Annotated in this window: 26 protein-coding genes and 2 pseudogenes; 16 read left to right on the top strand and 12 right to left on the bottom strand. The window is 65.7% G+C overall.

Translation table 11 applies throughout. From position 1 onward, the window contains the following. Window positions 1–25: 25 nt before the first annotated feature. The 8 genes from ACSMEV_RS07470 (at window position 26) to ACSMEV_RS07435 (ending at window position 6381) form a co-directional block, all read left to right on the top strand. Window positions 26–1210, top strand: a complete 1185-nt coding sequence (locus tag ACSMEV_RS07470; protein WP_459207854.1) for an HlyD family type I secretion periplasmic adaptor subunit — start codon at window positions 26–28, stop codon at window positions 1208–1210. A gap of 117 nt (window positions 1211–1327) precedes the next feature. Beyond that, the gene (locus ACSMEV_RS07465; protein ID WP_459207853.1) at window positions 1328–1606 is read left to right on the top strand and encodes a type II toxin-antitoxin system RelE/ParE family toxin; all 279 of its coding nucleotides are present in this window, start codon (window positions 1328–1330) and stop codon (window positions 1604–1606) included. Window positions 1607–1614: 8 nt separating this feature from the next. After that, window positions 1615–1917, top strand: coding sequence for a HigA family addiction module antitoxin (locus ACSMEV_RS07460; RefSeq protein WP_459207852.1), 303 nt, complete (start codon window positions 1615–1617; stop codon window positions 1915–1917). A gap of 127 nt (window positions 1918–2044) precedes the next feature. Then, the gene (locus ACSMEV_RS07455; protein ID WP_459207851.1) at window positions 2045–2944 is read left to right on the top strand and encodes a chemotaxis protein; all 900 of its coding nucleotides are present in this window, start codon (window positions 2045–2047) and stop codon (window positions 2942–2944) included. A gap of 103 nt (window positions 2945–3047) precedes the next feature. Continuing rightward, window positions 3048–3359 (top strand): hypothetical protein, encoded by a 312-nt coding sequence (locus ACSMEV_RS07450; protein ID WP_459207850.1) that lies wholly within the window; start codon window positions 3048–3050, stop codon window positions 3357–3359. Further along, window positions 3356–4090, top strand: coding sequence for a YkgJ family cysteine cluster protein (locus tag ACSMEV_RS07445; protein ID WP_459207849.1), 735 nt, complete (start codon window positions 3356–3358; stop codon window positions 4088–4090). Before ACSMEV_RS07450 ends, ACSMEV_RS07445 begins: the two co-directional genes overlap by 4 nt. A gap of 258 nt (window positions 4091–4348) precedes the next feature. Further along, window positions 4349–4561 (top strand): hypothetical protein, encoded by a 213-nt coding sequence (locus tag ACSMEV_RS07440; RefSeq protein WP_459207848.1) that lies wholly within the window; start codon window positions 4349–4351, stop codon window positions 4559–4561. A 320-nt stretch (window positions 4562–4881) separates the two neighbouring features. Continuing rightward, a complete protein-coding gene (locus ACSMEV_RS07435; protein WP_459208304.1) occupies window positions 4882–6381 on the top strand; it encodes a GGDEF domain-containing protein in 1500 nt (499 codons plus the stop codon). On the opposite strand, the gene ACSMEV_RS07430 is transcribed toward ACSMEV_RS07435, so the two are convergent. After that, window positions 6378–6854, bottom strand: coding sequence for a ferritin-like domain-containing protein (locus ACSMEV_RS07430; RefSeq protein ID WP_459207847.1), 477 nt, complete (start codon window positions 6852–6854; stop codon window positions 6378–6380). The genes ACSMEV_RS07435 and ACSMEV_RS07430 overlap by 4 nt on opposite strands. Window positions 6855–7048: 194 nt before the next feature. On the opposite strand from ACSMEV_RS07430, the gene ACSMEV_RS07425 reads away from it, so the two are divergent. Further along, entirely contained in the window at window positions 7049–7273 is a 225-nt protein-coding gene (locus ACSMEV_RS07425; protein WP_314493759.1) for a DUF3820 family protein, read from the top strand. A gap of 71 nt (window positions 7274–7344) precedes the next feature. Here the strand turns inward: ACSMEV_RS07425 and ACSMEV_RS07420 are convergent, their stop codons facing one another. The 3 genes from ACSMEV_RS07420 to ptsP are packed head-to-tail and all read right to left on the bottom strand — an operon-like array spanning window position 7345 to window position 12901. Next, window positions 7345–9093: a PTS fructose-like transporter subunit IIB gene (locus tag ACSMEV_RS07420; RefSeq protein ID WP_459207846.1), complete on the bottom strand. Its 1749-nt coding sequence runs from the start codon at window positions 9091–9093 to the stop codon at window positions 7345–7347. Then, window positions 9090–10037 (bottom strand): 1-phosphofructokinase, encoded by a 948-nt coding sequence (pfkB, locus tag ACSMEV_RS07415; RefSeq protein ID WP_459207845.1) that lies wholly within the window; start codon window positions 10035–10037, stop codon window positions 9090–9092. The genes ACSMEV_RS07420 and pfkB overlap by 4 nt, the downstream gene beginning before the upstream one ends. Then, window positions 10037–12901 (bottom strand): phosphoenolpyruvate--protein phosphotransferase, encoded by a 2865-nt coding sequence (gene ptsP / locus ACSMEV_RS07410; protein WP_459207844.1) that lies wholly within the window; start codon window positions 12899–12901, stop codon window positions 10037–10039. Before ptsP ends, pfkB begins: the two co-directional genes overlap by 1 nt. A 341-nt stretch (window positions 12902–13242) precedes the next feature. On the opposite strand from ptsP, the gene cra reads away from it, so the two are divergent. After that, a complete protein-coding gene (cra, locus tag ACSMEV_RS07405) occupies window positions 13243–14238 on the top strand; it encodes a catabolite repressor/activator (RefSeq protein WP_459207843.1) in 996 nt (331 codons plus the stop codon). A 2-nt stretch (window positions 14239–14240) separates the two neighbouring features. Further along, window positions 14241–15023 (top strand): TatD family hydrolase, encoded by a 783-nt coding sequence (locus ACSMEV_RS07400; RefSeq protein ID WP_459207842.1) that lies wholly within the window; start codon window positions 14241–14243, stop codon window positions 15021–15023. 18 nt (window positions 15024–15041) lie between these two features. Here ACSMEV_RS07400 and ampE read toward each other — a convergent pair whose 3' ends face one another. From ampE to ACSMEV_RS07385, 3 genes are all read right to left on the bottom strand, one after another. After that, the gene (ampE, locus tag ACSMEV_RS07395) at window positions 15042–15872 is read right to left on the bottom strand and encodes a regulatory signaling modulator protein AmpE (protein WP_459207841.1); all 831 of its coding nucleotides are present in this window, start codon (window positions 15870–15872) and stop codon (window positions 15042–15044) included. Beyond that, complete coding sequence (gene ampD / locus ACSMEV_RS07390; RefSeq protein ID WP_459207840.1) at window positions 15869–16435, bottom strand: 1,6-anhydro-N-acetylmuramyl-L-alanine amidase AmpD; 567 nt, start codon at window positions 16433–16435, stop codon at window positions 15869–15871. The genes ampE and ampD overlap by 4 nt, the downstream gene beginning before the upstream one ends. 89 nt (window positions 16436–16524) lie before the next feature. Next, window positions 16525–18705, bottom strand: a complete 2181-nt coding sequence (locus ACSMEV_RS07385; protein ID WP_459207839.1) for a DUF1631 family protein — start codon at window positions 18703–18705, stop codon at window positions 16525–16527. 278 nt (window positions 18706–18983) lie between these two features. Between ACSMEV_RS07385 and nadC the strand changes: the two genes are divergently transcribed. Further along, a complete protein-coding gene (gene nadC / locus ACSMEV_RS07380) occupies window positions 18984–19832 on the top strand; it encodes a carboxylating nicotinate-nucleotide diphosphorylase (RefSeq protein ID WP_459207838.1) in 849 nt (282 codons plus the stop codon). A gap of 40 nt (window positions 19833–19872) precedes the next feature. Here nadC and trxB read toward each other — a convergent pair whose 3' ends face one another. Then, window positions 19873–20835 (bottom strand): thioredoxin-disulfide reductase, encoded by a 963-nt coding sequence (gene trxB, locus ACSMEV_RS07375; protein WP_459207837.1) that lies wholly within the window; start codon window positions 20833–20835, stop codon window positions 19873–19875. Between the two features lie 297 nt (window positions 20836–21132). On the opposite strand from trxB, the gene cysZ reads away from it, so the two are divergent. Next, window positions 21133–21897, top strand: a complete 765-nt coding sequence (gene cysZ, locus ACSMEV_RS07370) for a sulfate transporter CysZ (protein WP_459207836.1) — start codon at window positions 21133–21135, stop codon at window positions 21895–21897. A gap of 31 nt (window positions 21898–21928) precedes the next feature. Further along, entirely contained in the window at window positions 21929–22144 is a 216-nt protein-coding gene (locus tag ACSMEV_RS07365) for a TIGR02450 family Trp-rich protein (RefSeq protein ID WP_023534670.1), read from the top strand. 157 nt (window positions 22145–22301) lie between these two features. On the opposite strand, the gene ACSMEV_RS07360 is transcribed toward ACSMEV_RS07365, so the two are convergent. Together ACSMEV_RS07360 and ACSMEV_RS07355 are read right to left on the bottom strand one after the other, a co-directional pair. Next, window positions 22302–22712, bottom strand: coding sequence for a methyl-accepting chemotaxis protein (locus ACSMEV_RS07360; RefSeq protein ID WP_414707822.1), 411 nt, complete (start codon window positions 22710–22712; stop codon window positions 22302–22304). A 129-nt stretch (window positions 22713–22841) separates the two neighbouring features. Continuing rightward, window positions 22842–23528 (bottom strand): annotated as a pseudogene (locus ACSMEV_RS07355) (PAS domain-containing protein); the annotation flags it as partial. A gap of 256 nt (window positions 23529–23784) precedes the next feature. Here ACSMEV_RS07355 and ACSMEV_RS07350 point away from each other — a divergent pair. Then, window positions 23785–24963, top strand: a complete 1179-nt coding sequence (locus tag ACSMEV_RS07350) for a glycosyltransferase family 4 protein (protein ID WP_459207835.1) — start codon at window positions 23785–23787, stop codon at window positions 24961–24963. A gap of 25 nt (window positions 24964–24988) precedes the next feature. Here ACSMEV_RS07350 and ACSMEV_RS07345 read toward each other — a convergent pair whose 3' ends face one another. Together ACSMEV_RS07345 and ACSMEV_RS07340 are read right to left on the bottom strand one after the other, a co-directional pair. Next, complete coding sequence (locus ACSMEV_RS07345) at window positions 24989–25471, bottom strand: glutathione peroxidase (RefSeq protein ID WP_459207834.1); 483 nt, start codon at window positions 25469–25471, stop codon at window positions 24989–24991. Window positions 25472–25616: 145 nt separating this feature from the next. Beyond that, on the bottom strand, window positions 25617–26102 hold the full coding sequence (locus ACSMEV_RS07340) for an FKBP-type peptidyl-prolyl cis-trans isomerase (RefSeq protein ID WP_296265711.1): 486 nt from the start codon (window positions 26100–26102) through the stop codon (window positions 25617–25619). Here ACSMEV_RS07340 and ACSMEV_RS07335 point away from each other — a divergent pair. Next, window positions 26101–26423: pseudogene (locus ACSMEV_RS07335) on the top strand (DUF3565 domain-containing protein). The gene ACSMEV_RS07340 and the pseudogene ACSMEV_RS07335 sit on opposite strands and share 2 nt — an antisense overlap. Window positions 26424–26427 lie beyond the last annotated feature (4 nt).

Genomic DNA, 26427 nt, shown 5'->3' with positions numbered 1-26427 from the left:
CAGCGCCAGGCCAAGGAGGCCAAGCATGAGCCAACCGTCGCTACCCGCTTCCTATCTGGACGGCCAGGACGACCACGCGGTACTGCGCGCCGGGCGCGTGATCACAGTCTGCGCCCTGATGCTCGCCGCCTTCGTCGCCTGGGCGGCCTGGTTCGAGATCGTCGAGGTGTCCACCGGCACCGGCAAGGTCATTCCCAGTTCCCGTGAGCAGGTGATCCAGTCGTTCGAGGGCGGCATCGTCGCGCAGATGAACGTCGCCGAAGGCGACATGGTGCAGCGCGACCAGGTGCTGGCCCAGCTCGACCCGACCAAGACCGAATCCACCGTCGGCGAAAGCGAGGCCAAGTACCGCGCCGCGCTGGCCAGCGTGGCGCGGCTGCGCGCCGAAGTGAGCGGCAAGCCGCTGACCTTCCCCGCCAGCCTCAAGGATTCGACCGAGCTGACCGAAGCCGAAACCGCGCTGTACCAGACCCGCCGCCGTGGCCTGGAGCAGACCCTGGCTGGTATCCAGGACTCGCTGCGCCTGGTGCGCAGCGAGCTGCAGATCACCGAGAACCTGGCCAAGCTCGGCGCCTCCAGCCGGGTCGAGGTGATCCGCCTGAACCGCCAGCGCTCGGAACTCGAACTCAAGGCCACCGAGGCACGCTCGGATTACTTGGTGCGGGCCCGCGAAGAGCTGGCCAAGGCCAGCGCCGAAGCCGACAGCCTCAAGGCAGTGATCCGCGGCCGTACCGACTCGTTGACCCGCCTGACCCTGCGCTCGCCAGTGCGCGGCATCGTCAAGGACATCGAGGTCAACACCCTGGGCGGCGTGGTGCAGCCCGGCGGGCAGGTGATGAAGATCGTGCCGATGGACGAGCGCCTGCTGATCGAAACCCGCATCTCGCCCCGCGACATCGCCTTCATCCACCCCGAACAGGCGGCCAAGGTGAAGATCAGCGCCTACGACTATTCGGTGTATGGCAGCCTCGACGGCCAGGTGGTCGGCATCTCGCCAGACACCTTGCAAGACGAGGTCAAACCGGAGATCTACTACTACCGCGTGTTCATCCGTACCCAGCGCGACAGCCTGGAGAACAAGGCCGGCAAGCAGTTCGCGATCACGCCGGGGATGGTCGCGACGGTGGACATCCGCACGGGGGAGAAGACCATTTTGGACTACCTGATCAAGCCGATGAACCGGGCGCGGGAGGCGTTGCGGGAGCGGTAGGAGGGCCAGGTTGACCGACCAACGACCGTATTCGCGTGTTCATGCGAACCTAGGGTTGATGAGTCGAAAAAAGCGAGTAAAGTACGCTAGAAAGCATAACGTTAAGCGTTACAACTCATGATCAAAAGCTTTTGTTGTGCGGACACCCAAGCACTTTTTGTCACTGGGAAGACGCGGCGTTGGAGCGATATCAAGGCGGTTGCAGAGCGTAAACTTGCCATGCTGGATGCTGCCAATGAGCTTCGCGATCTACGCTCTCCTCCTGGAAACCGACTCGAAGCCTTGAAAGGAGACCGCATAGGACAACACAGCATCAGGATCAACGATCAATGGCGTCTGTGTTTCATCTGGTCCGACACGGGTATTGAAAATGTCCAAATCATCGATTACCACTGAGGTGCAGCATGTTTAAAAACGGTATGCGACCCGTGCACCCTGGCGAGGTGCTTCGTGAAGATTTCCAACGTGAGTTGAATCTGAGCGCTGCCGCTTTGGCACGTGCTCTCAACGTCTCCACCCCTACCGTCAACAACATTCTCCTGGAACGCGGCGGCGTGTCCGCCGACATGGCATTGCGTCTGGCAACCTGCTTCGATACCACTCCGGAGTTTTGGCTCAATCTACAAATGACTTACGAGTTGCAGAAAGCTCAATCCGAGCACGGCGAGGCAATAGCGGTAGAGGTACAACGTCTTAGGGTCGCCTGACTACTCGCACACGCTTGCGCTCCAGCGTGGGGCGGCCATGCCAAAGGCGCTTGCCGGCACGGGCTAAAGCCCCGCGCGTTCAAGCCGATAACCCGGCATCCTCCCTCATTGAGTGCAAGCTCGCCCCATGGCTACCCAAAATGCCCGCGCAGACTCGCTGTCGCTGCTGCTGTTCACCCTGCGCAGCGGCAAGCTGATGGCGATCAACCTGCTCAAGGTCAGCGAAATCATTCCCTGTCCGGCGCTGACCCGCTTGCCCGAGGCCCACCCGCACGTCAAAGGCGTGGCGACCCTGCGTGGTAATCCACTGTCGGTGATCGACCTGTCGCGGGCCATTGGCGAGCGACCGCTGGAAGATCCCAACGGCGGTTGCCTGATCGTCACCGAGATCAGCCGCTCGCGGCAGGGACTGCACGTGCAGGCCGTGGTGCGCATCGTGCATTGCCGCACCACCGACATCAAACCGCCGCCGTTCGGTTCGGGCAACCGTTCGTTCATCACCGGCGTCGCGCGCGTCGACGACGCCCTGGTGCAGGTGCTGGACATCGAGAAAGTGATCCACGGCATCGCCCCACCGCCCTCCGTGGCGCCCAGCAATGGCCTGGACGAAAATGCCGCCAGCCTGCTGGCCGCCGCCAACATCTTGGTGGTCGACGACAGCCAGGTGGCGTTACAGCAGTCGATCCACACCCTGCGCAACCTGGGCATCGACTGCCGCACGGCGCGCAGCGCGAAAGACGCCATCGAAGTGCTGCTGGAACTGCAAGGCACCGCCAGCGAGATCAACATCGTGGTGTCGGACATCGAAATGTCCGAGATGGACGGTTATGCCTTCACCCGCACACTGCGTGAAACGCCGGACTTCAAGCACCTGTACGTGCTGCTGCACACCTCGCTCGACAGTGCCATGAGCAGCGAAAAGGCGCGCCTGGCCGGGGCCAACGCCATTCTCACCAAGTTCTCTTCGCCGGAACTGACCGATTGTCTGCTGGTGGCGGCACGCGCGGTGGTGTTCGGCGAGCCGTAGCGTTAGGCCGCTGGCGTACAGATGAAGACACAGCCTCAGGGTTGATGCCTGACCTCAGTCGGGCATAATCCAGCGTCTTCAGATGAAAATGCCGGTATCGCATATGAAGTTCTTCTGCTCACTCCTCATCACTTGCGCCCTGGCCAGCGGCGCCGCCCATGCGTCGAGCAGCCAGGCCTGGAACGAATATCGCCAGGCGCTGCTCAAGTCCTGCCTGGCGGCAAGCCAGCTCAAGGACGTCCATGTGCTGGGCAAGCCCGCCGAGTTCGACGACCAGGTCGGCTACAGCGCCTTGCTCATCGAAGGCGTCTATCCGCAGAAGGCCCTAAAAGGCAAGATCGGCACCGAGCTGTGCCTGTATGACCGGCGCGTGCAGAAAGCCTTCGTCAGCGAGTGGGTGATCGGCAAGTCATGAGCGCCGCCTTGCGTTTCGCCTGCACCGGCTGCGGCAAATGCTGCACCGGCCACCACGTGCCGTTGACCTTGGGCGAGGCACGGCAATGGGCGCAGGCCGGCGGGCAGGTCATCGTGCTGATCGAAGGTTTCGTCGCCGACGGGCCCGGCATGCCGGTCGAGCAGCGCGAGCATGCCATGCGCCGCTCGCTGGGCGTGCCGTGCGGCACGGGCGAGGTACAGGTCGCGGTCACCTTCGCGGCCTTCAATCCTGGCCGCTGCATGCACCTCGACACGGCCGACCTGTGCACCATCTACGAAACGCGCCCGCTGGTCTGTCGCATCTACCCCATGGAAATCAACCCGCATATTCCCCTGAGCCCAGAAGCCAAGGACTGCCCCCTGGAAGCCTGGGATCAAGGGCCGGTGCTGATCCACGGCCAAGTGGCGGCGGACCCGGCGCTGCGCGCGCTGATCGAAGCGTCGCGCCAGGCCGACCGCGACGACATCGGAGCCAAGGTGGCGGTCTGCGAACGCCTGGGGATGACCGTCAGCGCGCTCAAAGGCAACGGGTTCACCGCCTGGCTGCCCGATATGGCCGCCTTCGCGCAGGCGCTGGAGCATCCCATCAGTGGCAATGCCCAAGCCTGGCAGGTGCACGTGGAGGCGCCCGACCTGGCCGAAGCTGCCGGCACCTGTGGGCTGCACGTTACGGCGCAGACGCCCGAGTATTATACGTTCATCGGATTTTGACCGCTGATCGGGCCGGCTGAAGGCTGCCCTATCCGTGCGTAGACAAGGGATCGCGTGAGCGAGCCTGGTCTGCGGTCAGGCAGCCTCTCTGGCATGCAGGTTCTGACCAGTCCGACAGCTTTCCCGAACACATGCCAACGCCCAATTCTTACTCAATTGGTAAAAGTGCTTATTGCACCTGACGCTTTTTCCTGCTTCGCGCCAGGACTACCGTAACACCATCCACATAGCACTTGCTCAGCAAGAAGGTAGTTCGAAATGTCCAATAGCATGGGTATTGCCAGCGCGTTCATCCTGTCGGCATTGGTGCTGTCGCCTTTGGCGCGGGCCGAAGAATCCCCCGCTTTTGCGGCGCGTAACCAGGCGCTGGCCGAGCAGGCCCAAGCGCAGTTCGCGCAACAGGGCGACGACGGTGACAGCAGCGAACGGACAGCGGCCAAAGCGCTGAGCAGCGACCGCGCCGACAGCTGATCGCGCAGCGCAATCTGCGTGGCCTGTTACACCCTTCGCAATAGTTCCTCGCAAAAGCGCGGCAAGCCGCCCCCCCCCGGCTTAGCCGTGCTGGACCGCTCCGCGTGCGCTTGCCCCTCGCCTCAGGGCGTCCACATATGGCACGCCGACAGCATCCAGCCGTTCGCCTGCCCAACGTGGAGCCGTGGCAAGCGCAGACCGCCTGACCCGGCAAAGCCCGCTCGGCCAACACAGGCCATGGGTACATGACTTGAGGCGGATGGGTCTGCTGCCTAGAATGTCGCCCCCCGTTCATGACGTTCTTGCTCAGGGAGCTCGACGTGCCCACGCCTGCGCCACTGCTCGCGCTGTTCAGATCCCGCCCCGTACAGGCCCTGACCCTGGGCAGTTTTCTGGCCGTGTTCGCCATCGTCTCGATCGTCGGCTATCTGCTGCTGCGCGAACGTGACAGTGTCGAGCGGTCAGCCGTGCAGGCGTCGAACAACATCGTGCAGTTGATCGAAAACGATGTGCTGCGCAACGCCGAGCTGTACGACCAATCCCTGCGCGGAATGATGTGGGGCGTGCTGCACCCGCAACTGTCGAGCCTGGCGCCCGAACTGCGCCAGCAGATCCTGTTCCGTCAGGCCGTCACCACGCCAGGGCAAGGCGAGCTGTTGTGGCTGGACGCTCAGGGCAAGGTGCGGGGGCGATCGTCCGGCAAAGTCCCCCTGCTGGCCGACTTCGCCAACACCGCCGCCTTCCAGGCGCACCGCGCGCAGCCGGGCCTGGGCCTCATGCTCACGCCACCGTCGCGGCGGCAGCTCGACGAGCAGGGCTGGTGCCTCAATTTCAGTCGGCGCATTTCGTCTGCGAGCGGCGCTTTCATGGGGGTCGCACTGGGCGCCCTGCCGCTGGCTTATTTCGACGCATTGTTCCAACGCCTGGACATCGGCAAGGAAAGCAGCGTCAACCTGCTTAGCACCGACGGCCAACTACTGGCGCGCCAACCGGTGCGCGATACCGACCCGCAAGTGGGTGGCAACTACCTGCAACGGGTCAACTTCCAACGCATTCTGGCCGAGCAGAACGGTAGTTTCACCGCCGCTTCGCAAGCCCGTGGCGGCGCCCAGCGCATCTACACCTTCGCCAAAGTGGCGAACCTGCCGCTGATCGTGCTGGTGGTGCACTCGGCCGACGACGTGTTGCACTCCTGGCGACGCACAGCCCGGTTGGTAGGCGCTGCGACCGGCGTGTTGTGCGTGGGCATTCTCTGGCTGAGCGTCTTGCTCGGTAGAGAGCTGCGCCGCCGCCAGCGCGCCGAACATAGCCTCGCCGAACTGGCGGCGACCGACAGCCTCACCGGTCTACCCAACCGTCGTCGTCTCGACGAAGTGCTCAAGCTGGAATGGTCGCGCGCCCAGCGCAGCGGCAAGCCACTGGCGGTATTGATGGTGGATATCGACCACTTCAAGGCGTTCAACCAGCGCCATGGCCATGCCGGCGGCGACCATGCGCTGCGCGAAGTGGCGCTGGCGCTGCGCCGGTGCATCCGGCGCCCGGCCGACCTGGCGGCGCGCTACGGTGGCGAAGAGTTCCAGCTGGTGCTGCCGGAAACGGACGCGTCAGGCGCTTGGCTGATCGCCGAACGGATCAGAGCCTCGGTCGAAGAGCTGCCGGCATTCGGTGACGGCAGCGTGGCGATCACCGTCAGCATCGGCATTGCCGTGCACACACCAAAAACCCAGTGCGACCTTTCGACCGTACTGGGTTTGGCTGACGAGGCGCTCTACCGGGCCAAGGCCTATGGCCGCAACCGGGTAGAGGAAGCGCAGTCTTAGGACTGGGCGCGGACTTGGTCGCGCAGCGCTTTCACTTCGTCATGGTTCTGCTGCACGCCTTGCAGCTGCTTCTCGACCAGCACCAGGCTGTTGGCAGCGGCTTGGACGTTGAGTTTGGTCAGCTTCTCGCGGGCTTCACGGTAGGCTTTCAGCGCGTAATCCTGGCCACGCTCGGTTTCGTTCAGCACAGCTTCGTCATCGTGGCTGGTGAACGTGGTCTTCAAGTCGATCCAGGCGCGGTGCAGGTCGCCGGTGAAGCTTGTGGAGTCTTCTGGCTTGCCGCCCAGATGGCTGACTTCGGCTTGCAGCTCGGTCACAGCTTGTGCGCAGCCTGCGGCACGGGCGGTGAGGAATTCTTTCAAACGGAGGCTTTTGACGTCTTCAGCCGACTTTCTGAAGCCTTTCTCGCCGTCCTTGCTGTACTCGATCAGGTCGTTGAGGACATCGATCACATCTTTGTTGGTATCGCTCATGACTCAAACTCCTTGATGGTTAGTGAATAGATAGGAGCAGCCTTCGTGCCAGGTTTGACGAAAAAATAATTACCTATAAATCAATTACTTAGGAGATAAGGGCAGAACGCCATGCGTCGCGTTCTGCATGATTGGCCTTGGCCGGTCGTGCAGTTTGCAGTAGGGTCGCGACTCATTCGTATCCGGTGGCCCGCATGAACCCTGACACCCTTAAGCTGCTGGTGACCCGCAGCATGCCGTTCGGCAAGTATCAAGGCCGCCTGCTCGCCGACCTGCCGGGCGACTACCTGGCCTGGTTCGCCCGCAAAGGCTTTCCACCCGGCGAGCTGGGGGGCCTGTTGGCCTTGATGCACGAGATCGACCACAACGGCCTGATCGATCTGCTCAAGCCATTGCGCACGGCTCCACCCCGCCGCTGAAACGCGACAGGGGCGCCTAAGCGCCCCTGTCGGTCAACCTTGCCAACGCCCGCCAGCTGCGGGCACCGCATTCAACGCGGCGGGGCCGCCACCGCCAACTCCACCGGCTCGCCACGCTTGATCAGGGCGTATACCACTGCCGTGACCAGGCTGCCCGCCACGATTGCCAGCAGGTACAGCGCCGCGTGGTTGATCGCATTGGGAATGAGCATCACGAACAGCCCGCCATGGGGCGCCATCAGCTTGCAACCGAAGTACATCGACAGCGCGCCGGTCAGCGCACCACCGGCGATGCTGGCCGGGATCACCCGCAGGGGGTCCTTGGCGGCGAAAGGAATCGCACCTTCGGAAATGAAGCACAACCCCAGTACGAAAGCTGCCTTGCCGGCCTCACGCTCGCTCTGGGCGAACTTGCGCCGGGCGATGAAGGTGGCGATGCCAAGACCGATCGGCGGCACCATGCCGGCAGCCATGGTCGCCGCCATGGGCGCATAGCTCGACGAGGCCAGCAGGCCGACCGAGAAGGCGTAGGACGCCTTGTTGATCGGCCCGCCAAGGTCGACGCACATCATCCCGCCCAGCAACACCCCTAGGAGGATGGCATTGGTGGTGCCCATGCTGTCGAGGAAGTGGGTCAAGCCCGCGAGCATCGCCGCCACTGGCTGGCCGACCACGTAGATCATCACCAAGCCCGTGAACAGGCTGGCCAGCAGCGGAATGATCAGGATCGGCTTGAGCGCTTCCAGGCTGCTGGGCAAGCGTACCCAGCGGGCGATGGCCTTGGCGCTGTAGCCGGCGAGAAAGCCCGCGGCGATGCCGCCGATGAAACCCGCGCCCAGGGTGCTGGCCAACAGGCCACCGATCATGCCGGGCGCCAGGCCCGGGCGGTCGGCGATGGACCAGGCGATGTAGCCCGCCAGCAGCGGCACCATCAGCTTGAACGCCGCCTCGCCACCGATCTGCATCAGCGCGGCCGGCAAGCTGCCCGGCACTTCATGGGCATTGATGCCGAACACGAACGACAGCGCGATCAACAGGCCACCGGCCACCACCATCGGCAGCATGAACGACACCCCGGTCAGCAGGTGCTTGTAGACCCCGGCCTTCTCCGCTTTGGCTGGTGCGGCGCCGGCATCGCCTGCGCTCTCGACCTTGCCCTCGGCCAGTGCCTTGTCCAACGTCGCGGCCGCCTGCTTGAGGGCGATGCCCGTGCCGCAGCGGTAGATGCGCTTGCCGGCGAAGCGCGCGGTGGGCACCTCGATGTCGGCAGCCAACAGCACCACGTCGGCGTCGGCGATGGCCTCGGTCGACAAGGGGTTGCGTGCGCCCACCGAGCCCTGGGTTTCCACGGTCAGTTGCCAGCCCTTCTGCGCTGCCGCCTGTTGCAAGGCTTCGGCGGCCATGAAGGTGTGCGCCACGCCCGTCGGGCAGGCGGTGACGGCGACCAGCCGCGGCTGGGCGGCAGCCGAGGCGCTGACGTTCGCGGCAGGCTCGGCGATGTCGGAGGCCGTCAGCACCTGGGCACTGGCGGCGGCCTCGTCGAGGAATCGTTCGCGGTCGGCCAGGGCTTGCGCGGGCGTGCTCTGGAACACGCGCTTGCCGACGAAGCGCGACAGGTCCAGGGGGCCGGTGGCGATCACCAGCACCCAGTCGGCGGCGGCGATCTGCTCGGCGCTCAGGCGCTGTTCGGGGTGTTCGGCGTCGGCCACCTCGACGCTGGTGCTCCAGCCGCGGCGCTGCGCCTCGGCGGTGAGCAGGCGTGCGCTGAGCACGCTGGACACCTGCCCGTTCGGGCAGGCGGTGACGATGGCAAGGTTCATTGGCCACTCTCCTGTTGTTCTTGTATCCGCACGGCCGCTTCCAGGCGGGCCAGTTGCGCGTGGTCGTCGATGCCGAAGCCGACCTGAGTCACGGCCTGGGCGGCGATGGCCGTGGCCCGGCGCAGGCTCTGCTCGGGGGCTTCGCCCTGCAACAGGCCATGCAGCATCCCGGCCACCAGCGAATCGCCGGCGCCTACGGTACTGGCCACCTTCACCGGCGGCGGCAGCGCATGCAGCGTGCGCGCGGCGCTGAACCAGCTCAGACCGTGCTCGCCATTGGACAGCACCACGTGCTCCACGCCTGCATCCAGCAGCCGCTCAGCGGCAACCCGTTGCGCTGCGCGGTCGGGCAACGCCTGGCCGAGTACGTCGCCCAGTTCCTCGACGTTGGGCTTGACCAGCCAGGGCGAGCAGCCCAGGCCCACACGGAGGGCTTCGCCGCTGGTGTCGAGCACGACCTTGAGCCCTTGACCGACCAGCTGGCGCAGCAGGCGCTCGAACCAGGCCAGGTCGATGCCGCGCGGCAGGCTGCCGGCGACCACTATGGCGTCGAAGTCGGGGGCGATCTTGTGCAGATGGTGCAACAAGGCCGCCTGCGCGGCATCGTCCACTTGCGGGCCTTGACCGTTGATGTCGGTCACCTGGCCGTCGGCCTCGACCAGCTTGAGGTTGCTGCGGGTCTCGCCATCGACGCGCACGAAGCAGTCGCCGAAGCCGCGGCGCTCGATCAGCGCTTCGAACGGCTGCAGGTTGTCGCGCCCGAGGAAGCCGCCGACGGTGAGGTCGTGGCCCAGATCGGCCAGCACCTGCGCCACGTTCAGGCCCTTGCCGGCGGCATGGCTGTGCTGGCTGTGGGCGCGGTTGACCGCGCCCGGGCGCAGGCGCTCGAGGCTGACGGTGAGGTCCAGCGCCGGGTTGAGGGTCAGGGTGAGGATCTTGGCCATCAGCTACGCTCCACCAGCGCGCGCACGGAGGCGGCGCTGCCTTGTTGCAAGGCGGCCTGCGCCAATGCGCGCGCCGCCTGGAAATCGGTCTCGCGCACCAACGCCTTGACCTCGGCGATGCTGCGTGCGGCCACGCTCAGTTCGTCCACCTCCAGGCCCAGCAGGATCGCCACGGCCTGGGCGTCGGCAGCCAGCTCGCCGCAGACGCCGACCCATTTGCCATGGGCATGGGCGGCACGCACGGTCATGTCGATCAGTTGCAGCACCGCCGGGTGCAGACCGTCGGCCTGGGCCGACAGGCTCGGGTGGCCGCGGTCGATGGCCAGGGCGTACTGGGTCAGGTCGTTGGTGCCGACGCTGAAGAAGTCCACCTCGCGGGCCAGTTGCGGCGCCAGCAGCGCCGCCGAGGGCACCTCGACCATGATGCCGACCTGCAGGTCGGCCACCGGAATCTCCACGCGCAGGCGCTCGACCATGGCCTTGGCTTCACGCCATTCGTGCATCTGCCCGACCATGGGGAACATGATCCGCAAGGGGCGGTTGTCGGCAGCACGCAACAAGGCGCGCAACTGGTCTTCCATGATCTGCGGACGTTGCAGGGTCAGGCGCACGCCGCGCACACCGAGGAAGGGGTTTTCTTCCGCTTCGATCGGCCAGTAGGGCAACGGCTTGTCGCCGCCCACGTCCAGCGTGCGCACCACCAGCGGGCGCCCGCCCAGGCCATCGAGCACACGGCGGTACTCGGCCTCCTGGGTGGCCACGTCCGGCGCCTGGGAATGGCCCATGAACACCAGTTCGGTGCGCAGCAGGCCGATGCCTTCGGCGCCCTGCTCCAGCACCTTGTCGATGCCGGCGCTCTCGCCGATGTTGGCGAACACTTCCATGGCGTGGCCGTCACGGGTCACGGCCGGGCGATGGCGCTCGGCCCAGGCTGCCTGCAAACGTTGCTCGCGCTGGTCGCGTTCGGCCAGGGCGCGCTGCACTTCGGTTTCGGGCGGCGCCACACTGACGCGGCCACGTTGGCCGTCGAGCAGCAGCGGCGTGCCCGATTCGAGCAGCAGGATCGACGCGCCTGCGCCCACCACCGCCGGGATGCCCAGGGCACGGGCGACGATGGCGCTGTGTGCGGTCGCACCGCCATAGGCGGTGACGATGCCGGCCACGCGCGCCGGGTCCAGACGGGCGACGTCGGACGGGCCGACTTCGGCCATCACCAGCACGTAGGGCTGCTGCGGCTCACGCGCATCCTGCACGCCGCACAGTTGGCCCAGCACACGCCGGCCAACGTCGCGCAAATCGGCGGCCCGTTCGGCGAGCAAGGCATCGTGCAGCGCTTCCTGCTGGCGCGCGGCCGCATCGATCACCGCCATCCAGGCCGCTTCGGCGCTTTCGCCCTGCCCCAGGCGCAGCTCGACCTCTTCGCCCAACGCCGGGTCGGCGAGCATTTCCTGGTGGGTGATGAAGATGTCGCCGATGGTCGCTTCGCTGCGCGCGATCAGTGCCTGCAACTCGGCATCGACCACTGCCTGGGCTTCACCCAGGCGTTGGCGCTCGTGCGCGGGCGAGACGCCGCGCAGTGGGTAATCGAGGGCACGTTCCACGCAGACGTGGGCAGGCCCGGTGGCGATGCCCGGCGAAGCGGCCACGCCTTGGATCTGGCTGCCGGGCTGGGGCGCCTGTGCGGGCGCCGCAGCCGGGGCAACTACGGCTGGCGGCTGTGCGGCGGGGGCCTGGTCGAGCGGCTCGACGGTTTCGCCCAGGCCTTGGGTGATGGCGTCGAGCAGGGCCGGCAAGGCATCGCCTGCGATCTGCGGCTCGGCCAGCAGCTCCAGTGTCTGGCCACGACGGGCACCGAGGCTGAGCAGCCGGCTCAGGCTCTTGGCCGACACGGCGGCTTCGCCGGTGTCCACCACGCGCAGGCGGATGTCGCCGTCGAAGCTTTTCGCCAATTGCGCCAGCACCTTGGCCGGGCGCGCGTGCAGACCGTGGGCATTGGCCAGCACGATGCGCACGCTGGGCCAGTCGGGCAGCACTTCGCCGCCCAGCACTTGCAGCACGGTGCGGCTGTCGGTGGCTTGGTAGAGGCTCTGGCCGCGGCCTTCGATGAGCACTTCGCACAGCCGTTCGAGCAAGGCCTGGTGTGCGGCACCCAGGCTCGCCAGGCAGAACAGGCCATTGAGTGGCTGGTCGCGGTAGCGCAGGGGTTGCTGCGGGGTGATGAAGGCCAGGCCCGGTTGCAGCACCTGACGGTCGCTGTTCAACCACCACAGGCCCTCGCCAAGCGGCAGCGGTTCGGCCTGTTGCAAGGCCGCGGCGAAGCCGGGCTCGACACAACCGGCCTTTTGCAGCAGTCGCGCCCCGCGCCAGCTCAGCTCGTCGAAGTCGTCGGCCGCCAGGCCCAAGTTGACCAGTTGCGCGTCCAGGGCGAGTTCTTTGGGCGCGCCTTGCAGCAGCTTGAGCAGGGCTTCAGCGGAACTGGCGCGGCGCAGGGCTTCGGCCAGGTCGGTTTCGCCGAGGGCGCGGGTCAGCAGTTGCAGCAGACGCAGGTGCTCGTCCGAACGCGCGGCGATGCCGATGGCCAGGTACACGCGCTGGCCGTCGCCCCAGTCGACGCCGTCGGGGAACTGCAACAGGCGCACGCCGGTGCTGAACACCAGGTCGCGGGTCTGTGGGGTGCCGTGGGGAATGGCGATGCCTTGGCCCAGGAAGGTCGAGCCTTGTGCCTCGCGGGCTTGCAGCCCTTCAAGGTAGCCTTCGGCGACCAGACCGTCGGCGACCAGCCGGTCTGCCAGAAGGCGTAATGCCTGGGCCTTGTCGGCCGCTACCTGGCCCATCGCTATCTGCTCTTTGGCGAGCTCGAGCATGACCTACTCCTTTTCCGGCTCGCTTCGGAGCCCGAGGTATTGTTGTGGATGCTGACGTTGGGTTGCGACCGATACAGGCGCACCGCCTGCTCACCAGAATGGGTCACAGACCGCTCGTTTGCATCGCGACGTGGTTACAGCGCGGAAGGAAAGAGGGCAGTATTCCGAGGCTGAAACGTTTAATCTGATTCGGCGGCCACGTTACTCGATAATCTTGCGACTAAACAGCCCCAGCTTGTCGGACAATAGCGACATGGGTCGTCTGCGTAGCCTTGGAGGTGTGGGTAAAACCATGGCAACAGACCACGCGGTCCTTTCCAGGTCATAACAAGGAACATTCGGTGAAACTCAGCGATATCGCCCGTCTGGCCGGTGTGTCAGTGACGACCGCCAGCTACGTCATCAATGGCAAGGCCGAACAGCAGCGCATCAGCAGCGCTACCGTGGAGCGCGTGCGCGCCGTGGTCGAGGCCCATGGCTTCATGCCCAACCCCCAGGCCGCCGGCCTGCGCAGCCGTCACACCCGTACCCTGGGCTTCATCCTGCCCGACCTGGAAAACCCCAGCTACGCGCGCATCGCCAAGCAGCTGGAAGCCGGCGCCCGTGCCCGTGGCTACCAATTGCTGATCGCCAGCAGCGACGACCAGCCCGACAGCGAACGGCAACTGCAACAGCTGTTCCGCGCACGGCGCTGCGACGCCCTGTTCGTCGCCAGTTGCCTGCCGGCCGACGACCACAGCTACCGCGAAGTGCAAGCCAAGGGCCTGCCGGTGATCGGCATCGACCGCAGCCTGGACCCGGCGCAGTTCTGCTCGGTGGTCAGCGACGACCACCACGCCAGCCTGCTGCTGACCCAAAGCCTGTTGCGCGACGCCCCGCAGCGCATCGCCCTGATCGGCGCACGCCCGGAGCTGTCGGTCAGCCAGGCGCGTCTGGCGGGCTTCGACGCCGCCGTGGGCCAGCACTCGGGCGAGGTGCGCCGCTACCAGGGCGAGGCGTTCAGCCGCGCTTGCGGCCAGCGCCTGATGACCCAACTGATCGAGGAGATGGGCGGCCTGCCCGACGCCTTGGTGACCACCTCCTACGTGCTGCTGCAAGGGGTGTTCGACGCCCTGCATGGCCAGGCGCCAGGCGCCCGTGCCCTGCAATTGGGCACCTTCGGCGACAATCAACTGCTCGACTTCCTGCCGCTGCCGGTCAACGCCATGGCCCAGCAGCACGGTTTGATCGCCGCCACCGCCCTGGATCTGGCCGTCGCCGCCATCGAAAGCAAGCACTACCAGCCTGGCGTACACGCCGTGGCGCGCACCTTCAAACAACGCTTGCACCTGGCCTGAGCATGCGCCTGATCGACACCCACACCCACCTGGATTTCCCCGACTTCGACGCCGACCGCGCGCCCTTGCTCGGCCAGGCCCGGGCGGCCGGGGTGGAGCGCTCTGTGGTGCTGGGGGTGGAGCAGGCCAATTGGCAGCGGGTGTGGGACACGGTCTGTGCCCACCCCGGCCTGCATGCGGCGTTCGGTCTGCACCCGGTGTACCTGGAGGCGCACCGCGTCGAGCACCTGCAACAGCTGCACGACTGGCTCGACCGCTTGCGTGGCGACCCGCGCCTGTGCGCGGTCGGCGAATTCGGTCTGGATTTCTACCTGCCCGAACTGGATCGCCAACGGCAGCAGGGCTGGTTCGAGGCGCAACTGCAACTGGCCAAGGATTGCCAACTGCCGGCGCTGCTGCACGTGCGCCGCAGCCATGCCGAGGTCATCGCCACCCTGAAACGCTACAAGCTGCCGCGTGGCGGCATCATTCATGCTTTTGCAGGCAGCTACGAGCAGGCCCGCGAGTACATCAAGCTCGGTTTTCTGCTGGGCCTGGGCGGTGCGGCCACCTGGCCGCAGGCGTTGCGCCTGCGCAAGGTGCTGCCGCGCCTGCCACTGGAGAGCCTGGTGCTGGAGACCGATGCGCCGGACATGGCGCCCGCCATGTTTCCCGGCCAGCGCAACAGCCCTGCGCACCTGCCCAGCATCGCCCAGGCACTGGCCGAGATCATCGGCATGGAGCCGCAGCGGCTGGCCGAGGCCACCACCGCCAATGCCTGCACGTTGTTCGGCTGGGCCGACTAAGCCGGCACGAGCCTGGCGCTAGCGCAGGATCGTCCACAGCGCGAAGACGACGTACCACAGCGCGGCGCTGCGCAGCAGCAACTCCCACAGCCCATTCAGACGCGTCTGACCCTGCTCGGGCACAGCCTGCGCGGGCACGTCAATCGCCGCCAGTGCCCAATCGGCCACCAACGCAGAAGCACGTCGGTGCAGGTCGAGCAACTCCGGCAGCATCGCCCGGCCCACGGCGACGAAATGGCCGACCAGGGCGAAACTCACGCCCAACACCCGCACCGGCAACCAGTCCATGAGATGGCGCAGCCGCTCGGCGCGCGCCTGCAGCGCGGCATGCCGGCTATGTGCGGTGCTCAACGCCAGCAGACGGTAGGCCAAGGCCGCGGCCGGGCCCAGTAGGCAATACCAGAAGATCACCGCGAAGAAGCCTTGATAGACCTGCCACGCCAGATAGTGCTGTACCTGCCCGAGCAAATCGTCGGCCCCCTCGGCGTGCAGGCCCAGATCGCGTTCGGCGACATGCAGCGCGGCCTGTTCGTCGCCACGGCGCCAGGCGTCGCGCAACGGGCCGAGCGCCGCCTTGGCATCGCCCCGGCCCAAGCTGTAGAGCAGCACCAGCAGATGTACCGGCAGTACCAGCAGGCCATAGGCCACCGGCTCCAGCACGTGCAACACCCCCACCAGCAAGGCCACCGGCGCCAGCACCAGAAGCGCCAGGCTCAACCAGGGGTGGAACTTGCCGCTACGCTCCAGGCGCACCAGCTCGCCGCGAAAGAAAGCGTCGCGTTGCACGCGGTGGCGCAGGGCCGAGAACTTCTCGATCCATACCACCAGCACCAACACCAGAAAACTCATGCGTCGTCCTCGTCAATGGCCAAGGCCGCGCGGTAGCGCGGCCAGTCGAAAGCCGGGCCTGGATCGGTCTTGCGCTGCGGGGCGATGTCGCTATGGCCGCAGATGCGCGCGCCGTCGATCGAAGGCCAGGCATTGCGTATCTGTCGGGTCAGGCGTTCGAGCACCCGATACTGGGCATCGGTGTAGGGCAACGTGTCGGTCCCTTCCAATTCGATCCCGATGGAAAAATCGTTACACCCCTCACGGCCCTCGAAGATCGACACCCCGGCATGCCAGGCGCGTTCGAGCAAGGACACGAACTGCGTCACGGCCCCATCGCGCTCGACGAACAGGTGCGCCGACACGGTCAGGTGCTGGATACCCTGGAAATAAGGGTGTTCGTCCGGGTCGAGGCGGTTCTGGAAGAAGGCCTGCACCTTGCCGGTGCCGAAGCACGCCGGCGGCAGGCTGATGTTGTGGATGACCAACAAAGACGGCGCTTGGCCGAGCGGGCGCGCATTGCAGTTGGGCGACGGGCAGTGCGTCACGTCGCGGAACCAGCCAGTGGCAGGGTCCAGGTGCATGGAAGCCGATCCTGTGAGGCGTCTGGGGGCGCCCAGTATGCGCTGCGTTACCCGGCCTGTGAATGAACGAGGGCCGGGTTTTCGAGCGGTCAGCGCGTCTGGCCAGCGCTCAGTTGGTGGAGCGCTTTGCGCAGGGCGCGGTCGAAAGCGCGGCCGCCGTTGAGCAAGCGCACCTCGCCATGGTGCACGGCCCGCGCCAGGGCCACGCGATGCCATTCGCGCAGTTTCACGCCCTCATGGTTGGCGAACACGTAACGGTCGCTGCCTTCCACACGCGCCAGAAGCCGGCAACGCAGTACGCTGTCGGCTTCGCGCACCTCGACCCATGTGCCGATGCGCAGGCGCTCGAGCATCTTGAAGGCGCAAGGCGGCACGTCGTCGGCCTCATTGAATGCCGGAAGCGGTTCGGCGCCTGGCAAGCGAATCGGCTCGGTGATCTTTATCCAGCTCGGGTCAGGTACGGCGGCCTCATCGCCTGCCTGCGTGCAGGCCTGCACATGCAGGCGCTCCAGTTCGCAGAAGAACTCCCGACTGGTCGACGAATCGAGGGCGATGCTGCCCAGGCCCTCGCGCAACGCCTTGAGCAGCGCCGGCAGGCCCGCCAACAGACGGTCGCGCGCTTCGGCACGGGTGTGCGGGGCAATACTTGCGAGCAACTGTTCGACGGTCAGCAGTGCCTCCTCCCAGGTTGCGGACTGCACACCGTGCTTGAGCCAGGCCATCAACAGCACCTGGCTCCAGGCGTCCTGAACCAAGCTCAGCACGCTCAGCGGCAAGCGCTTGCCACGTAGACGCCGGTCGAGCGCAGCTTCGACATCGTGCCGCGCCCGCTGCATGCGCAGGTGGCCCTCTTCCGCGTCACGGGCGCGCTGTTCGAGCAAATCGTTGCGACGACGCTCTTCCAGGCTGGCGGCGAGAAAGGTGTCCAATTGGCTCTTGAAGGCCGAGCTGTCCTCGACGGTGTCGTCGAGCACGCGTTGCACCACGTTTTCCAGACGCAGGCAGAGACTGTCGGCCTCGCCTTGGCAGCCGATGGCGGTACTGGCCAACTCGTTGAACAGGCGCCGTGCCGGATGGCTGGCGCGGGTCAGCAGGCTTTTGTCGAGCACCGCCACCTTGAGCAGCGGCAGGTGCAGCCGCGCGAGCAAGGCGCGCATGCGTGGATGCAAACCAGGGTCCTGCGCGAAAGCGGCGAACACGCGCCCCAGCAGGTTGATGGTGTCTTCCTCAGCCTGGCCCAGACAGCGCCGTGTGCCGCTGCGCGCGCTGATCTTGAGCAACAGGCGCTGCAACTCTTCGCCAAGGTCGAAGGCGCCGATGCCGGCTTCAACCGCACTGTGGCGCTGCAGATGCGACAGCATGCGGGCCAAGTCCTGGGCAGTGACTGCAGTGGCGCCGGTGGCGCGCAATCGTGGGGTGAGCTGCCCGCGCAGCGGTGCCAGCCACCCTTGCATGGAAGCGAAGAACGCTTGGCCTGCCGCTTGCAGAGCGGTCGCCTGCCCCTGCCCGGCCGTCAGCGTCGGCGTGCCGGACCGTGGCGGGCGCCGCATGCCGTACGCCGCAGCGGCAGGCGCGAGCGCTGGCAGCACGCCTGAGCCCGCCAGCAACTGATTGGCCTCGTCGTAAAGCGTGCCCAGCCGGCCCAGAACGTGCCGGTCGAACAGGTCGAACAGCACGGCGGTAGTCGCTTCATCCACACGCAGCTCGCCACAGGCCTGGGCGAAGTACCGGCACAGGCAGGCCGGGCTCAGCGGATTGCCGCGCGCCAGCGTCAGCGGCCTCTCGAGCAACGCTTCCAAACGGGCGTTCAGTTGGTCGAGCGCAACGCCTTCGCGGCCGTGCGCTCGTGCGACCATGGCCAAGGTCTGGGCATTGTCGGTGCGCGCCAGACGGGGTTGCGGCACCCGCACCAGGTCATTGTCGAACAGGGCTTTGCCGGTGCCCTGCGCCAATCCTGCGATGGCCTGGTGGAACGCATCGAGCAGCTCGAATTCGACATGCTTGCGCTTGAGACGGACGTTGCGCGTGATCTGCTGGGCGCGCTGCTGCTCGGCCATGTCGCGAATTTTGTCGAGCCGTTCGAGCAGGACTTCTTCGGCCGCATCGAACAGGGTCTGCACGTCCTTGCTCAAATGCACGGCAGCGCGATCACGTACCCGCAACAGCAACACCGGCAAGCCGGGCGCAAGCGACGCCGTGCGGCGGTCGAGGGCCGAGGCCAGTGGGATCACATTGCCTTCGTGCCGCATGTCGAGCTCCTTGCTGTTCATGAGAAAGGGTCAATCCTTGACGAGGTGCGTGAGGCCAGAGAAATCGTATTCATGGCGGGACGATCGCTGCGGGGTTCGATACTGATGACCGGCAGATGTTCCCCGGTCTCCGGCGAACCGATCAAAGGTCGCTTCCTGGGCCGAAAGATGTGCGCAGCGTCACAATGGCGGCGGCGCGAGTATAAGGGCACGGGCAGGTGCGGGCCACTTCGGTCTGGCGGGTGTACAGGCGGCTGCCCTGCCCTATAATCGCCGGCACTTTGCCTGTGGAGCCGACCATGCCGAACCTACGCCTCGCCGACCTGACCGCCGAAATCGAAGCCAACGTGCGCCGGGCGCTGCTCGAAGACATCGGCAACGGTGACATAACCGCCCAGTTGATCCCCGCCGAACGCCTGGCCAAAGCCACCATCATCACCCGTGAGGCCTGCGTGGTCGCTGGCACGGCCTGGGTCGATGCGGTGTTTCGCCAGCTCGACCCACGCGTGGCGGTGCACTGGCAGGTGACCGACGGCCAACATGCCGCCGCCGACCAGGCGCTGTTCCACCTCGAAGGCCCGGCCCGTTCGCTGCTCAGTGGCGAGCGTGCGGCCTTGAATTTCCTGCAACTGCTGTCTGGCGTGGCCACCCGCGCCCAGGCCTTGGCAAGCTTGGTCGAAGGCACGGGCGTGCGCCTGCTCGACACGCGCAAGACCTTGCCGGGGTTGCGTCTGGCGCAGAAGTACGCCGTGACCTGCGGCGGCTGCCACAACCACCGCATCGGCCTGTACGACGCATTTTTGATCAAGGAAAACCACATCGCCGCCTGCGGGGGCGTGGCCGAGGCCGTGCAGGCCGCACAGCGCATCGCGCCGGGCAAGCCGGTGGAGATCGAAGTGGAAAGTCTGGAAGAGCTGCGCCAGGCGCTGGAGGCCGGGGCGGATATCGTCATGCTCGACGAACTGAGCCTGGATGAGATGCGCGAAGCGGTGCGCCTGAATGCCGGCAAGGCCAAGCTGGAGGCCAGCGGTGGCGTGAACGAACAGACGTTGCGGGTGATCGCCGAGACCGGCGTGGACTATATCTCGATCGGCGCCCTGACCAAGGACGTCAAAGCCGTCGACCTGTCGATGCGCTTGAGCCTTTAGCAGCAGACGGCCGGTACTCCGGCCATCTGCTACACAGCGATCAGAACGAGGCTTCGGCCAAGCCGTCCAGGTAGCGCTCGACATCCAGCGCCGCCATGCAGCCAGCACCGGCCGAGGTGATCGCCTGGCGGTAGACGTGGTCGGCCACGTCGCCTGCAGCGAACACGCCCTCGACGTTAGTGGCGGTGGCATTGCCTTCACGGCCGCCGTTGACCACCAGGTAGCCGTCCTTGAGGGTCAGCTGGCCCTCGAACAGCGAGGTGTTGGGAGTGTGGCCGATGGCGATGAAGACGCCGTCGACGGTGATTTCGTCGAAGCTGCCATCGTTGTTCTTCAACCGCGCACCCGTCACGCCCATAGTGTCGCCCAGCACTTCGTCGAGGTTGGCGTTGAGCTTGAGCTCGATCTTGCCTTCGGCCACGCGGGCGTTGAGCTTGTCGATCAGGATCTTCTCGGCACGGAAGGTATCGCGGCGGTGAATCAAGGTGACCTTGCTGGCGATGTTGGCCAGGTACAGCGCCTCTTCCACGGCGGTGTTACCACCGCCGACCACGGCGACCGGCTTGTTGCGGTAGAAGAAGCCGTCGCAGGTGGCGCAGGCCGACACGCCCTTGCCCATGAACGCCTCTTCCGACGGCAGGCCCAGGTAACGGGCGCTGGCGCCGGTGGCGACGATCAGCGCATCGCAGGTGTAGGTGCCGTTGTCACCGGTCAGGGTGTGCGGCTTGCTGGCCAGGTCCACGGCGTTGATGTGGTCGAAGACGATCTCGGTCTCGAAACGCTCGGCGTGCTCCTGCATGCGCTGCATCAGTGCCGGGCCGGTCAGGCCATGGGGGTCGCCCGGCCAGTTGTCGACTTCGGTGGTGGTGGTCAACTGGCCGCCGGCCTGCATGCCGGTGATCAGCAGCGGCTTGAGGTTGGCACGGGCCGCGTACACCGCCGCGCTGTAGCCGGCAGGGCCGGAACCCAGAATGATGACCCGCGAATGACGAACTTCGGACATGTCGAACTCCTGTAGATCTGCCAGGGCCGGCGTCGGGCGCCGGGTGGGCAGGCTGGAATTGAAGGGCCTGTGCGATGTCGGGCCGCACGGGCCGCAGAAAGCTGTGGGGCAGACTGTAGCGAGGTGGCAGAGAGTAAGGAAATATCCTTAGACAATCCACTCCATAGGCAAGCGCTATGCACCGCCAAGGGCGGCCTGACCAATTACTGGCAGCGTCGGAGGCTGCCGCATGCCTTCCCCGCACCCGGCAAACTCGGTAAGGTCAGCGCGGTTTCCCCGACCTTTCTGGAGCTGTCCATGCCCGCCCCTGTTCTGTCCGGCCCGCAGTACCTGCGCGAAGGCTTGAAGCTGGTGTTGAGCCCCGGCCTGCGGCTTTTCGTGCTGCTGCCCTTGACCATCAACCTGCTGCTGTTCGGTGGCCTGGTGTATTTCGCCTACCACCAGTTCGACCTGTGGGTCGATACCCTGATGCCCAGCCTGCCGCAATGGCTGAGCTTTCTGTCCTACATCCTCTGGCCGCTGTTCGTGGCCTTGGTGGTGCTGATGGTGTTCTTCAGCTTCACTTTGGTGGCCAACATCGTGGCCGCGCCCTTCAACGGTTTCCTCGCGGAAAAGGTCGAGGTGGTGGCCCGTGGCGAAGACCATTTCCCGCCTTTCAGCTGGGGCGAGTTGGCGGCGATGGTGCCGCGCACCTTTTCCCGCGAAATGCGCAAGCTGGGCTATTTCCTGCCGCGGGCGCTGGGGTTATTCGTCCTCTCGTTGATTCCGGTGGTCAACGTCGTCGCTGCGCCGCTGTGGCTGATTTTCGGCGTGTGGATGATGGCCATCCAGTACATCGACTACCCGGCCGACAACAACAAGATGAGCTGGCAAGACATGCTCGCCTGGTTGCGCAGCAAACGCTGGCAGTCGCTGAGCTTCGGTGGGGTGACCTACCTGGCGCTGCTGATTCCGGGCGTGAACATCCTGATGATGCCGGCGGCGGTGGCTGGCGCGACCTTGTTCTGGGTGCGGGAGAAGGACGATGGCCGGGTCGCGAAGACGCCCGAGCATCGAGTCTGAGCCCATGCCATCCCGCCCACAGGAGCCGTCCATGAATCGCTTCAGCCCCGCCAAACTCAAGCTATCGAAATGGACCGCGACGCAGCCGGTCAACCGTGAAAAGCACTTTCTGGTGACCGACCTGGAGCATGACGAAGCCGGCGTCCTGCTGCGGGTGGAGTTACAAGCCGTGCACAGCGGGCGCAGCGAGTGGCTGGACTGGCGAGTGCTGCGCGATGCCCAGGTGTGGGCGATGGGCTGGCGGTAGCCGCGCCCTTGGCCGAGCGGCCAGGCCGCCAAACGGCTGTTCCCGCGGTTGGACAGCCAGTCGATGTGCGCACCTGCCCCCCCCGCTCTGAGCGCAGGCAACGTCAAGGTTTCCGAAGCGAGGCCCCGGCTACTTTCCAGTAGCCGGGACAGCGGCATCAGCCATTGAGCTGATTGGAGAACTGCCCTACCGCGTCCACCACCTTCTTGGCCCCATCCTGGATCTCGTCGATCACCCGGCCGGTTTCGTCGGCCAGGCTCAGGCCTTGCTCGGCCTGGCGCTTGCTGGTGTCGATGATGTCCACGGCCGCTTGCGCGAGCTGCTCGTTCTGCTGCACCACACGGGCGATCTCTTCGGTGGCGCTGCTGGTGCGCGAAGCGAGTTGGCGCACCTCGTCGGCCACCACGGCGAAGCCACGTCCCTGCTCACCGGCGCGGGCGGCCTCGATGGCCGCGTTGAGGGCCAGCAGGTTGGTCTGGCTGGCGATGTCGCTGATGGTCTTGATGATCGCGCCGATCACCTTCGACTGCTTGTCCAGCGCCTGAATGCTCTCGGCAGCGCGCTGCATCGACGCCTCCAGCCCGCGCATCACCTCGACGCTCTGGCCCATCACGCCGGTGGCCTTGTTGGCGCTGGCGTCGGTGTCGAGCGAGGTCGAGTAGGCGATGTCGGCGGCCTGCGCCACAGCCTGCTCGCGGTTGACCTGATCGGTGATCACCGTGGCGAACTTGACCACTTTGTAGAGCACGTCGTGGGCATCGAAGATCGGGTTGTAAGAGGCTTCCAGCCACACCGTATTGCCGTGGGCATCGACACGCTTGAAGCGGTCGGCGATGTACTCGCCGCGGCGCAGCTTGTCCCAGAAGGCCTGATAATCGGGCGAGTTGGCTTCCTGCGGCTCGCAGAACATGCGGTGGTGGCGGCCGCGTACCTGTTCGAGGCGATAGCCCAGCGATTGCAGGAAGCGGTCGTTGGCGGTCAGCACTTCGCCGTCGAGGGTGAATTCGATCACCGCGGTGGAGCGCATCAGCGCCTTGATCAGGCTTTCGTGCTCGCGGGAGGTCTTGATGGTACGGGTAAGGTCGCTGGAGTGCAGGCTGAAATACTTGAGGCGGCCATCGCTGCCGCGTACCGGTTGCAGGATCGAGCGCAACCAGGCTTCCTCGCCGTTGCCGCGCAGGAGGCGGAAGGCGCCGTGCAGGTGCTCGCCGCGGCTCAAGGCCTTGTGCATGCGCTGGTAGAAGTCCAGCGAGCGTACATGGGCGGGCACGAAGTCTTCGAGGGCACGGCCCAGCAGTTGCTCGGGCTTGTAGTGCATTTCCCTGGCGAAGTTTTCGTTGACGTGCTGGATACGACCGTCCGGGTCGAGCTGGATGACCAGCATTTCACTGTCGAGGCTGTCCTTGACCTGCTCGACCGAAAGCAGGTCTTCGCGCAGTTGCTGCATTTCCTGCTTCAATTTCTTGTTGAACATCACACTCACCCGAGCACCTGTCATTTGATGCCTCTCCATCGGCTGGCGCTGCGCGGTTCTTGAGGGGTGCTCGATGAAATATTCTTCAGCCCGTCACGCCCTGTCGTTCAAGTATCTGCCACGTGCCTGTCACGCAATGGCAACGGGCTAGGTGGACACTTTTCGCATGAACACACCACCTATGTACATCGCCTTGGTCAGCGGATCCTTCGCATCTGAAACCAATGGCGTAGCCAAGACCCTGGCTCACCTGACCGAGGGGCTACGCCGGCGTGGGCACCGTGTGGAAATCGTTCGACCGCGCCAAGCCGGCGACGCGCCCGGCCAAGAAGGGCCCGATCTGCTGCTGGTGGCAGGCCTGCCCTTGCCCGGCCATGCGGGTCTGCAATGGGGCCGAGTGCCGATGCACATACTTTGGCGGCGTTGGCGGCGGCAACGGCCCGATGTCCTGTACATCGCCACCCACGGCCCGCTCGGCTTGAGCGCACTGCGTGCGGCGCGGCGTCTGGGCATTGCAGTGGTCAGTGGCTTTCATGGGCATTTCGCGCCATCCGCTGGATCCTGCGGCTCAGGTTTGCTAGCCCGCGCACTGACCTGCTACCTGCGCGGTTTCCATCGCCGTACCGCAATCACCCTGGTGCCCAGCGCCAGTCAGCGCCTGGCTCTGCAACGCCGTGGCTTCGAGCGGGTGGAACTGCTGACGCCTGGCGTCGATGCCCACCTGTTCAACCCCGCGCGGCGCAGCCCGTCGCTGCGCGAGCGTTGGGGGCTGAGCCCCGAAGACATTGCCGTTCTGCACGTGGGCCGACTGGCGGCGGAAAACAATCTGGACCTGCTCGAACCCTGCCTGGCGGCTTTGCAGCAGACCTGCCCGCACCGACGCGTACGCTTGGTTCTGGTCGGTGAGGGGCCGCAACGCGACGTGCTCGCCCAGCGCTGGCCCGACGCCGTGTTTTGCGGTGCGCAATGGGGCGAAGCCTTGGCCGAGCATTACGCCAGTGGCGACCTGTTTCTGTTTCCCAGCCTGACCGAGACCCTCGGCAATTTGGTGCTCGAAGCCATGGCATCGGGGTTGGCGGTGGTGGCGTTCGACCAGGCCGCCGCCCAGCACGTTCGGCATGGGCACAGCGGCGCAGTTGCCATGCCTGGCGATAGTGCCGGCTTCATCGAGGCGGCGTGCTGGCTGCTCGAAGACCACGAGAGCGTGCGACGCGTACGCCTCAACGCCCGGCACCATGCCCTGCAGCAGGGCTGGCCGGGGGTCGTCGAACGGTTCGAGGCCTACCTGGTGCAGGCGTGTCTGGCGCATGGCGCACAAGGGACGCTGGACCAGGCCTATCCATGATGGACGGGCGCTGACCCTGCAACGCTCAGGCCAGCGCTTTCTCGATCGCCTGCACTAACGCTGGATCGTCTGGCGCAGTACGGGGCGAGAAGCGCGCCAGCACGCGACCGTCCTTGCCCACCAGGAATTTCTCGAAATTCCAGCTGATGTCGCCTGGGAACTCCGCGCCCTCCCCGGCCAGCAAGCGATACAGCGCATGCCGCTGCGGGCCGTTGACCTCGAGTTTGGCCGACAGCGGGAAGCTCACGCCGTAGTGCGTTTCGCAAAAGGTCTGGATGTCCTGTTCGCTGCCCGGTTCCTGGCCGGCGAACTGGTTGCACGGCAGGCCCAGCACGCTGAAACCTTGGGCACCATAGCGCTGCTGCAATTGCTCCAGAGCGGCATATTGCGGTGTCAGGCCACATTTGGAGGCCACATTGACCACCAGCACCACCTGGCCTTTGAATGGCGCGAGCGACAGTTCGCCACCTTGCAGCGCCTGCAGCTTCACCTGATGAAATGCACTCATGAATCTCTCCCTCGATGGCTTCACGCATTGCGCTGTGGGCAAACCGGGCCCAGCAAAAAGGCGCCGGGCCAAGCCGGTCGACTTCCCGTGGGAATGTCCGGCTTGGCCGAGCGCCTGGCGACGTTCTGAGCTTAGCGCAGAACGATCAGTGGTGATGACCACCTTCGCCGTGCACATGGCCGTGGGCGACTTCTTCTTCGGAAGCATCGCGCACGTCGACGACCTTGACCTGGAAGTTCAGACGCTGGCCGGCCAGCGGGTGGTTGCCGTCGACGGTCACGTCGTCGCCGTCGACGTCGCGGATGGTGACGATCTGCATCTGGCCGTCCGGCGCCGAAGCGTGGAACTGCATGCCCACTTCCAGCTCGTCGACGCCTTCGAACAGGCTGCGGTTGAGGGTGCTGACCAATTCGGCCGAGTATTCGCCGTAGGCTTCTTCGGGCTCGACGGTGACGTTCAGTTCGTCGCCGGCCTGCTTGCCTTCGAGCTGCTTTTCCAAGCCTGGGATGATGTTCGAAGCACCGTGCAGGTACACCAACGGCGCACCGCCGGCGGAGCTGTCGATGACCTCACCAGCTTCGTTGGTCAGGGTATATTCGATAGAGACAGCCTTGTTGGCGGCGATCAGCATGGGGCGAGACCTTTGCAAAAGAATGTAGAACCTGGAAGTGTAACCAACGCATCGCCCGATTGCGAACCGGCCCTGGCTCCGGCACGACCCAACGGTAGCCATGGACGACCGAACGGTCGTATCACCGGTTGGCACCTCGACCAGGAGGGACACTGGGTCGTGCAGTTGTCCTGTGGCCATACCCAGCACCTGCGTCACCAACCGCCTTGGCAATCGCGCCCGTGGGTGCTCGACCCGCAAGCGCGGCAACGGCGCATTGGTCAGCCCTTCGCCTGCGGTTGGTGCGCCCAGGGGGCCGATGGCGCTACCCTTGCCGATTGATTCT

Source organism: Pseudomonas sp. MLB6B (genome assembly GCF_054508135.1).
Note: the sequence above shows the minus strand (reverse complement) of the source record. Positions and strands in the feature narration are given on the sequence as shown.

Bases quoted from the DNA above. Each gene is read 5' to 3' on its own strand.
- ACSMEV_RS07400 (WP_459207842.1), top strand. From the start codon at position 14,241: ATGCGCCTGATCGACACCCACACCCACCTGGATTTCCCCGACTTCGAC.
- ACSMEV_RS07430 (WP_459207847.1), bottom strand. From the start codon at position 6,854: ATGAGCGATACCAACAAAGATGTGATCGATGTCCTCAACGACCTGATC.
- ACSMEV_RS07450 (WP_459207850.1), top strand. From the start codon at position 3,048: ATGAAGTTCTTCTGCTCACTCCTCATCACTTGCGCCCTGGCCAGCGGC.
- ACSMEV_RS07365 (WP_023534670.1), top strand. From the start codon at position 21,929: ATGAATCGCTTCAGCCCCGCCAAACTCAAGCTATCGAAATGGACCGCG.
- ACSMEV_RS07385 (WP_459207839.1), bottom strand. From the start codon at position 18,705: ATGAACAGCAAGGAGCTCGACATGCGGCACGAAGGCAATGTGATCCCA.
- ACSMEV_RS07360 (WP_414707822.1), bottom strand. From the start codon at position 22,712: ATGCAGCGCGCTGCCGAGAGCATTCAGGCGCTGGACAAGCAGTCGAAG.
- pfkB (WP_459207845.1), bottom strand. From the start codon at position 10,037: ATGGCCAAGATCCTCACCCTGACCCTCAACCCGGCGCTGGACCTCACC.
- ACSMEV_RS07340 (WP_296265711.1), bottom strand. From the start codon at position 26,102: ATGCTGATCGCCGCCAACAAGGCTGTCTCTATCGAATATACCCTGACC.
- nadC (WP_459207838.1), top strand. From the start codon at position 18,984: ATGCCGAACCTACGCCTCGCCGACCTGACCGCCGAAATCGAAGCCAAC.
- ampE (WP_459207841.1), bottom strand. From the start codon at position 15,872: ATGAGTTTTCTGGTGTTGGTGCTGGTGGTATGGATCGAGAAGTTCTCG.
- ACSMEV_RS07465 (WP_459207853.1), top strand. From the start codon at position 1,328: ATGATCAAAAGCTTTTGTTGTGCGGACACCCAAGCACTTTTTGTCACT.
- cysZ (WP_459207836.1), top strand. From the start codon at position 21,133: ATGCCCGCCCCTGTTCTGTCCGGCCCGCAGTACCTGCGCGAAGGCTTG.
- ACSMEV_RS07455 (WP_459207851.1), top strand. From the start codon at position 2,045: ATGGCTACCCAAAATGCCCGCGCAGACTCGCTGTCGCTGCTGCTGTTC.
- ACSMEV_RS07440 (WP_459207848.1), top strand. From the start codon at position 4,349: ATGTCCAATAGCATGGGTATTGCCAGCGCGTTCATCCTGTCGGCATTG.
- ptsP (WP_459207844.1), bottom strand. From the start codon at position 12,901: ATGCTCGAGCTCGCCAAAGAGCAGATAGCGATGGGCCAGGTAGCGGCC.
- ACSMEV_RS07470 (WP_459207854.1), top strand. From the start codon at position 26: ATGAGCCAACCGTCGCTACCCGCTTCCTATCTGGACGGCCAGGACGAC.
- ACSMEV_RS07350 (WP_459207835.1), top strand. From the start codon at position 23,785: ATGAACACACCACCTATGTACATCGCCTTGGTCAGCGGATCCTTCGCA.
- ACSMEV_RS07420 (WP_459207846.1), bottom strand. From the start codon at position 9,093: ATGAACCTTGCCATCGTCACCGCCTGCCCGAACGGGCAGGTGTCCAGC.
- ACSMEV_RS07460 (WP_459207852.1), top strand. From the start codon at position 1,615: ATGTTTAAAAACGGTATGCGACCCGTGCACCCTGGCGAGGTGCTTCGT.
- ampD (WP_459207840.1), bottom strand. From the start codon at position 16,435: ATGCACCTGGACCCTGCCACTGGCTGGTTCCGCGACGTGACGCACTGC.
- ACSMEV_RS07345 (WP_459207834.1), bottom strand. From the start codon at position 25,471: ATGAGTGCATTTCATCAGGTGAAGCTGCAGGCGCTGCAAGGTGGCGAA.
- ACSMEV_RS07425 (WP_314493759.1), top strand. From the start codon at position 7,049: ATGAACCCTGACACCCTTAAGCTGCTGGTGACCCGCAGCATGCCGTTC.
- ACSMEV_RS07445 (WP_459207849.1), top strand. From the start codon at position 3,356: ATGAGCGCCGCCTTGCGTTTCGCCTGCACCGGCTGCGGCAAATGCTGC.
- trxB (WP_459207837.1), bottom strand. From the start codon at position 20,835: ATGTCCGAAGTTCGTCATTCGCGGGTCATCATTCTGGGTTCCGGCCCT.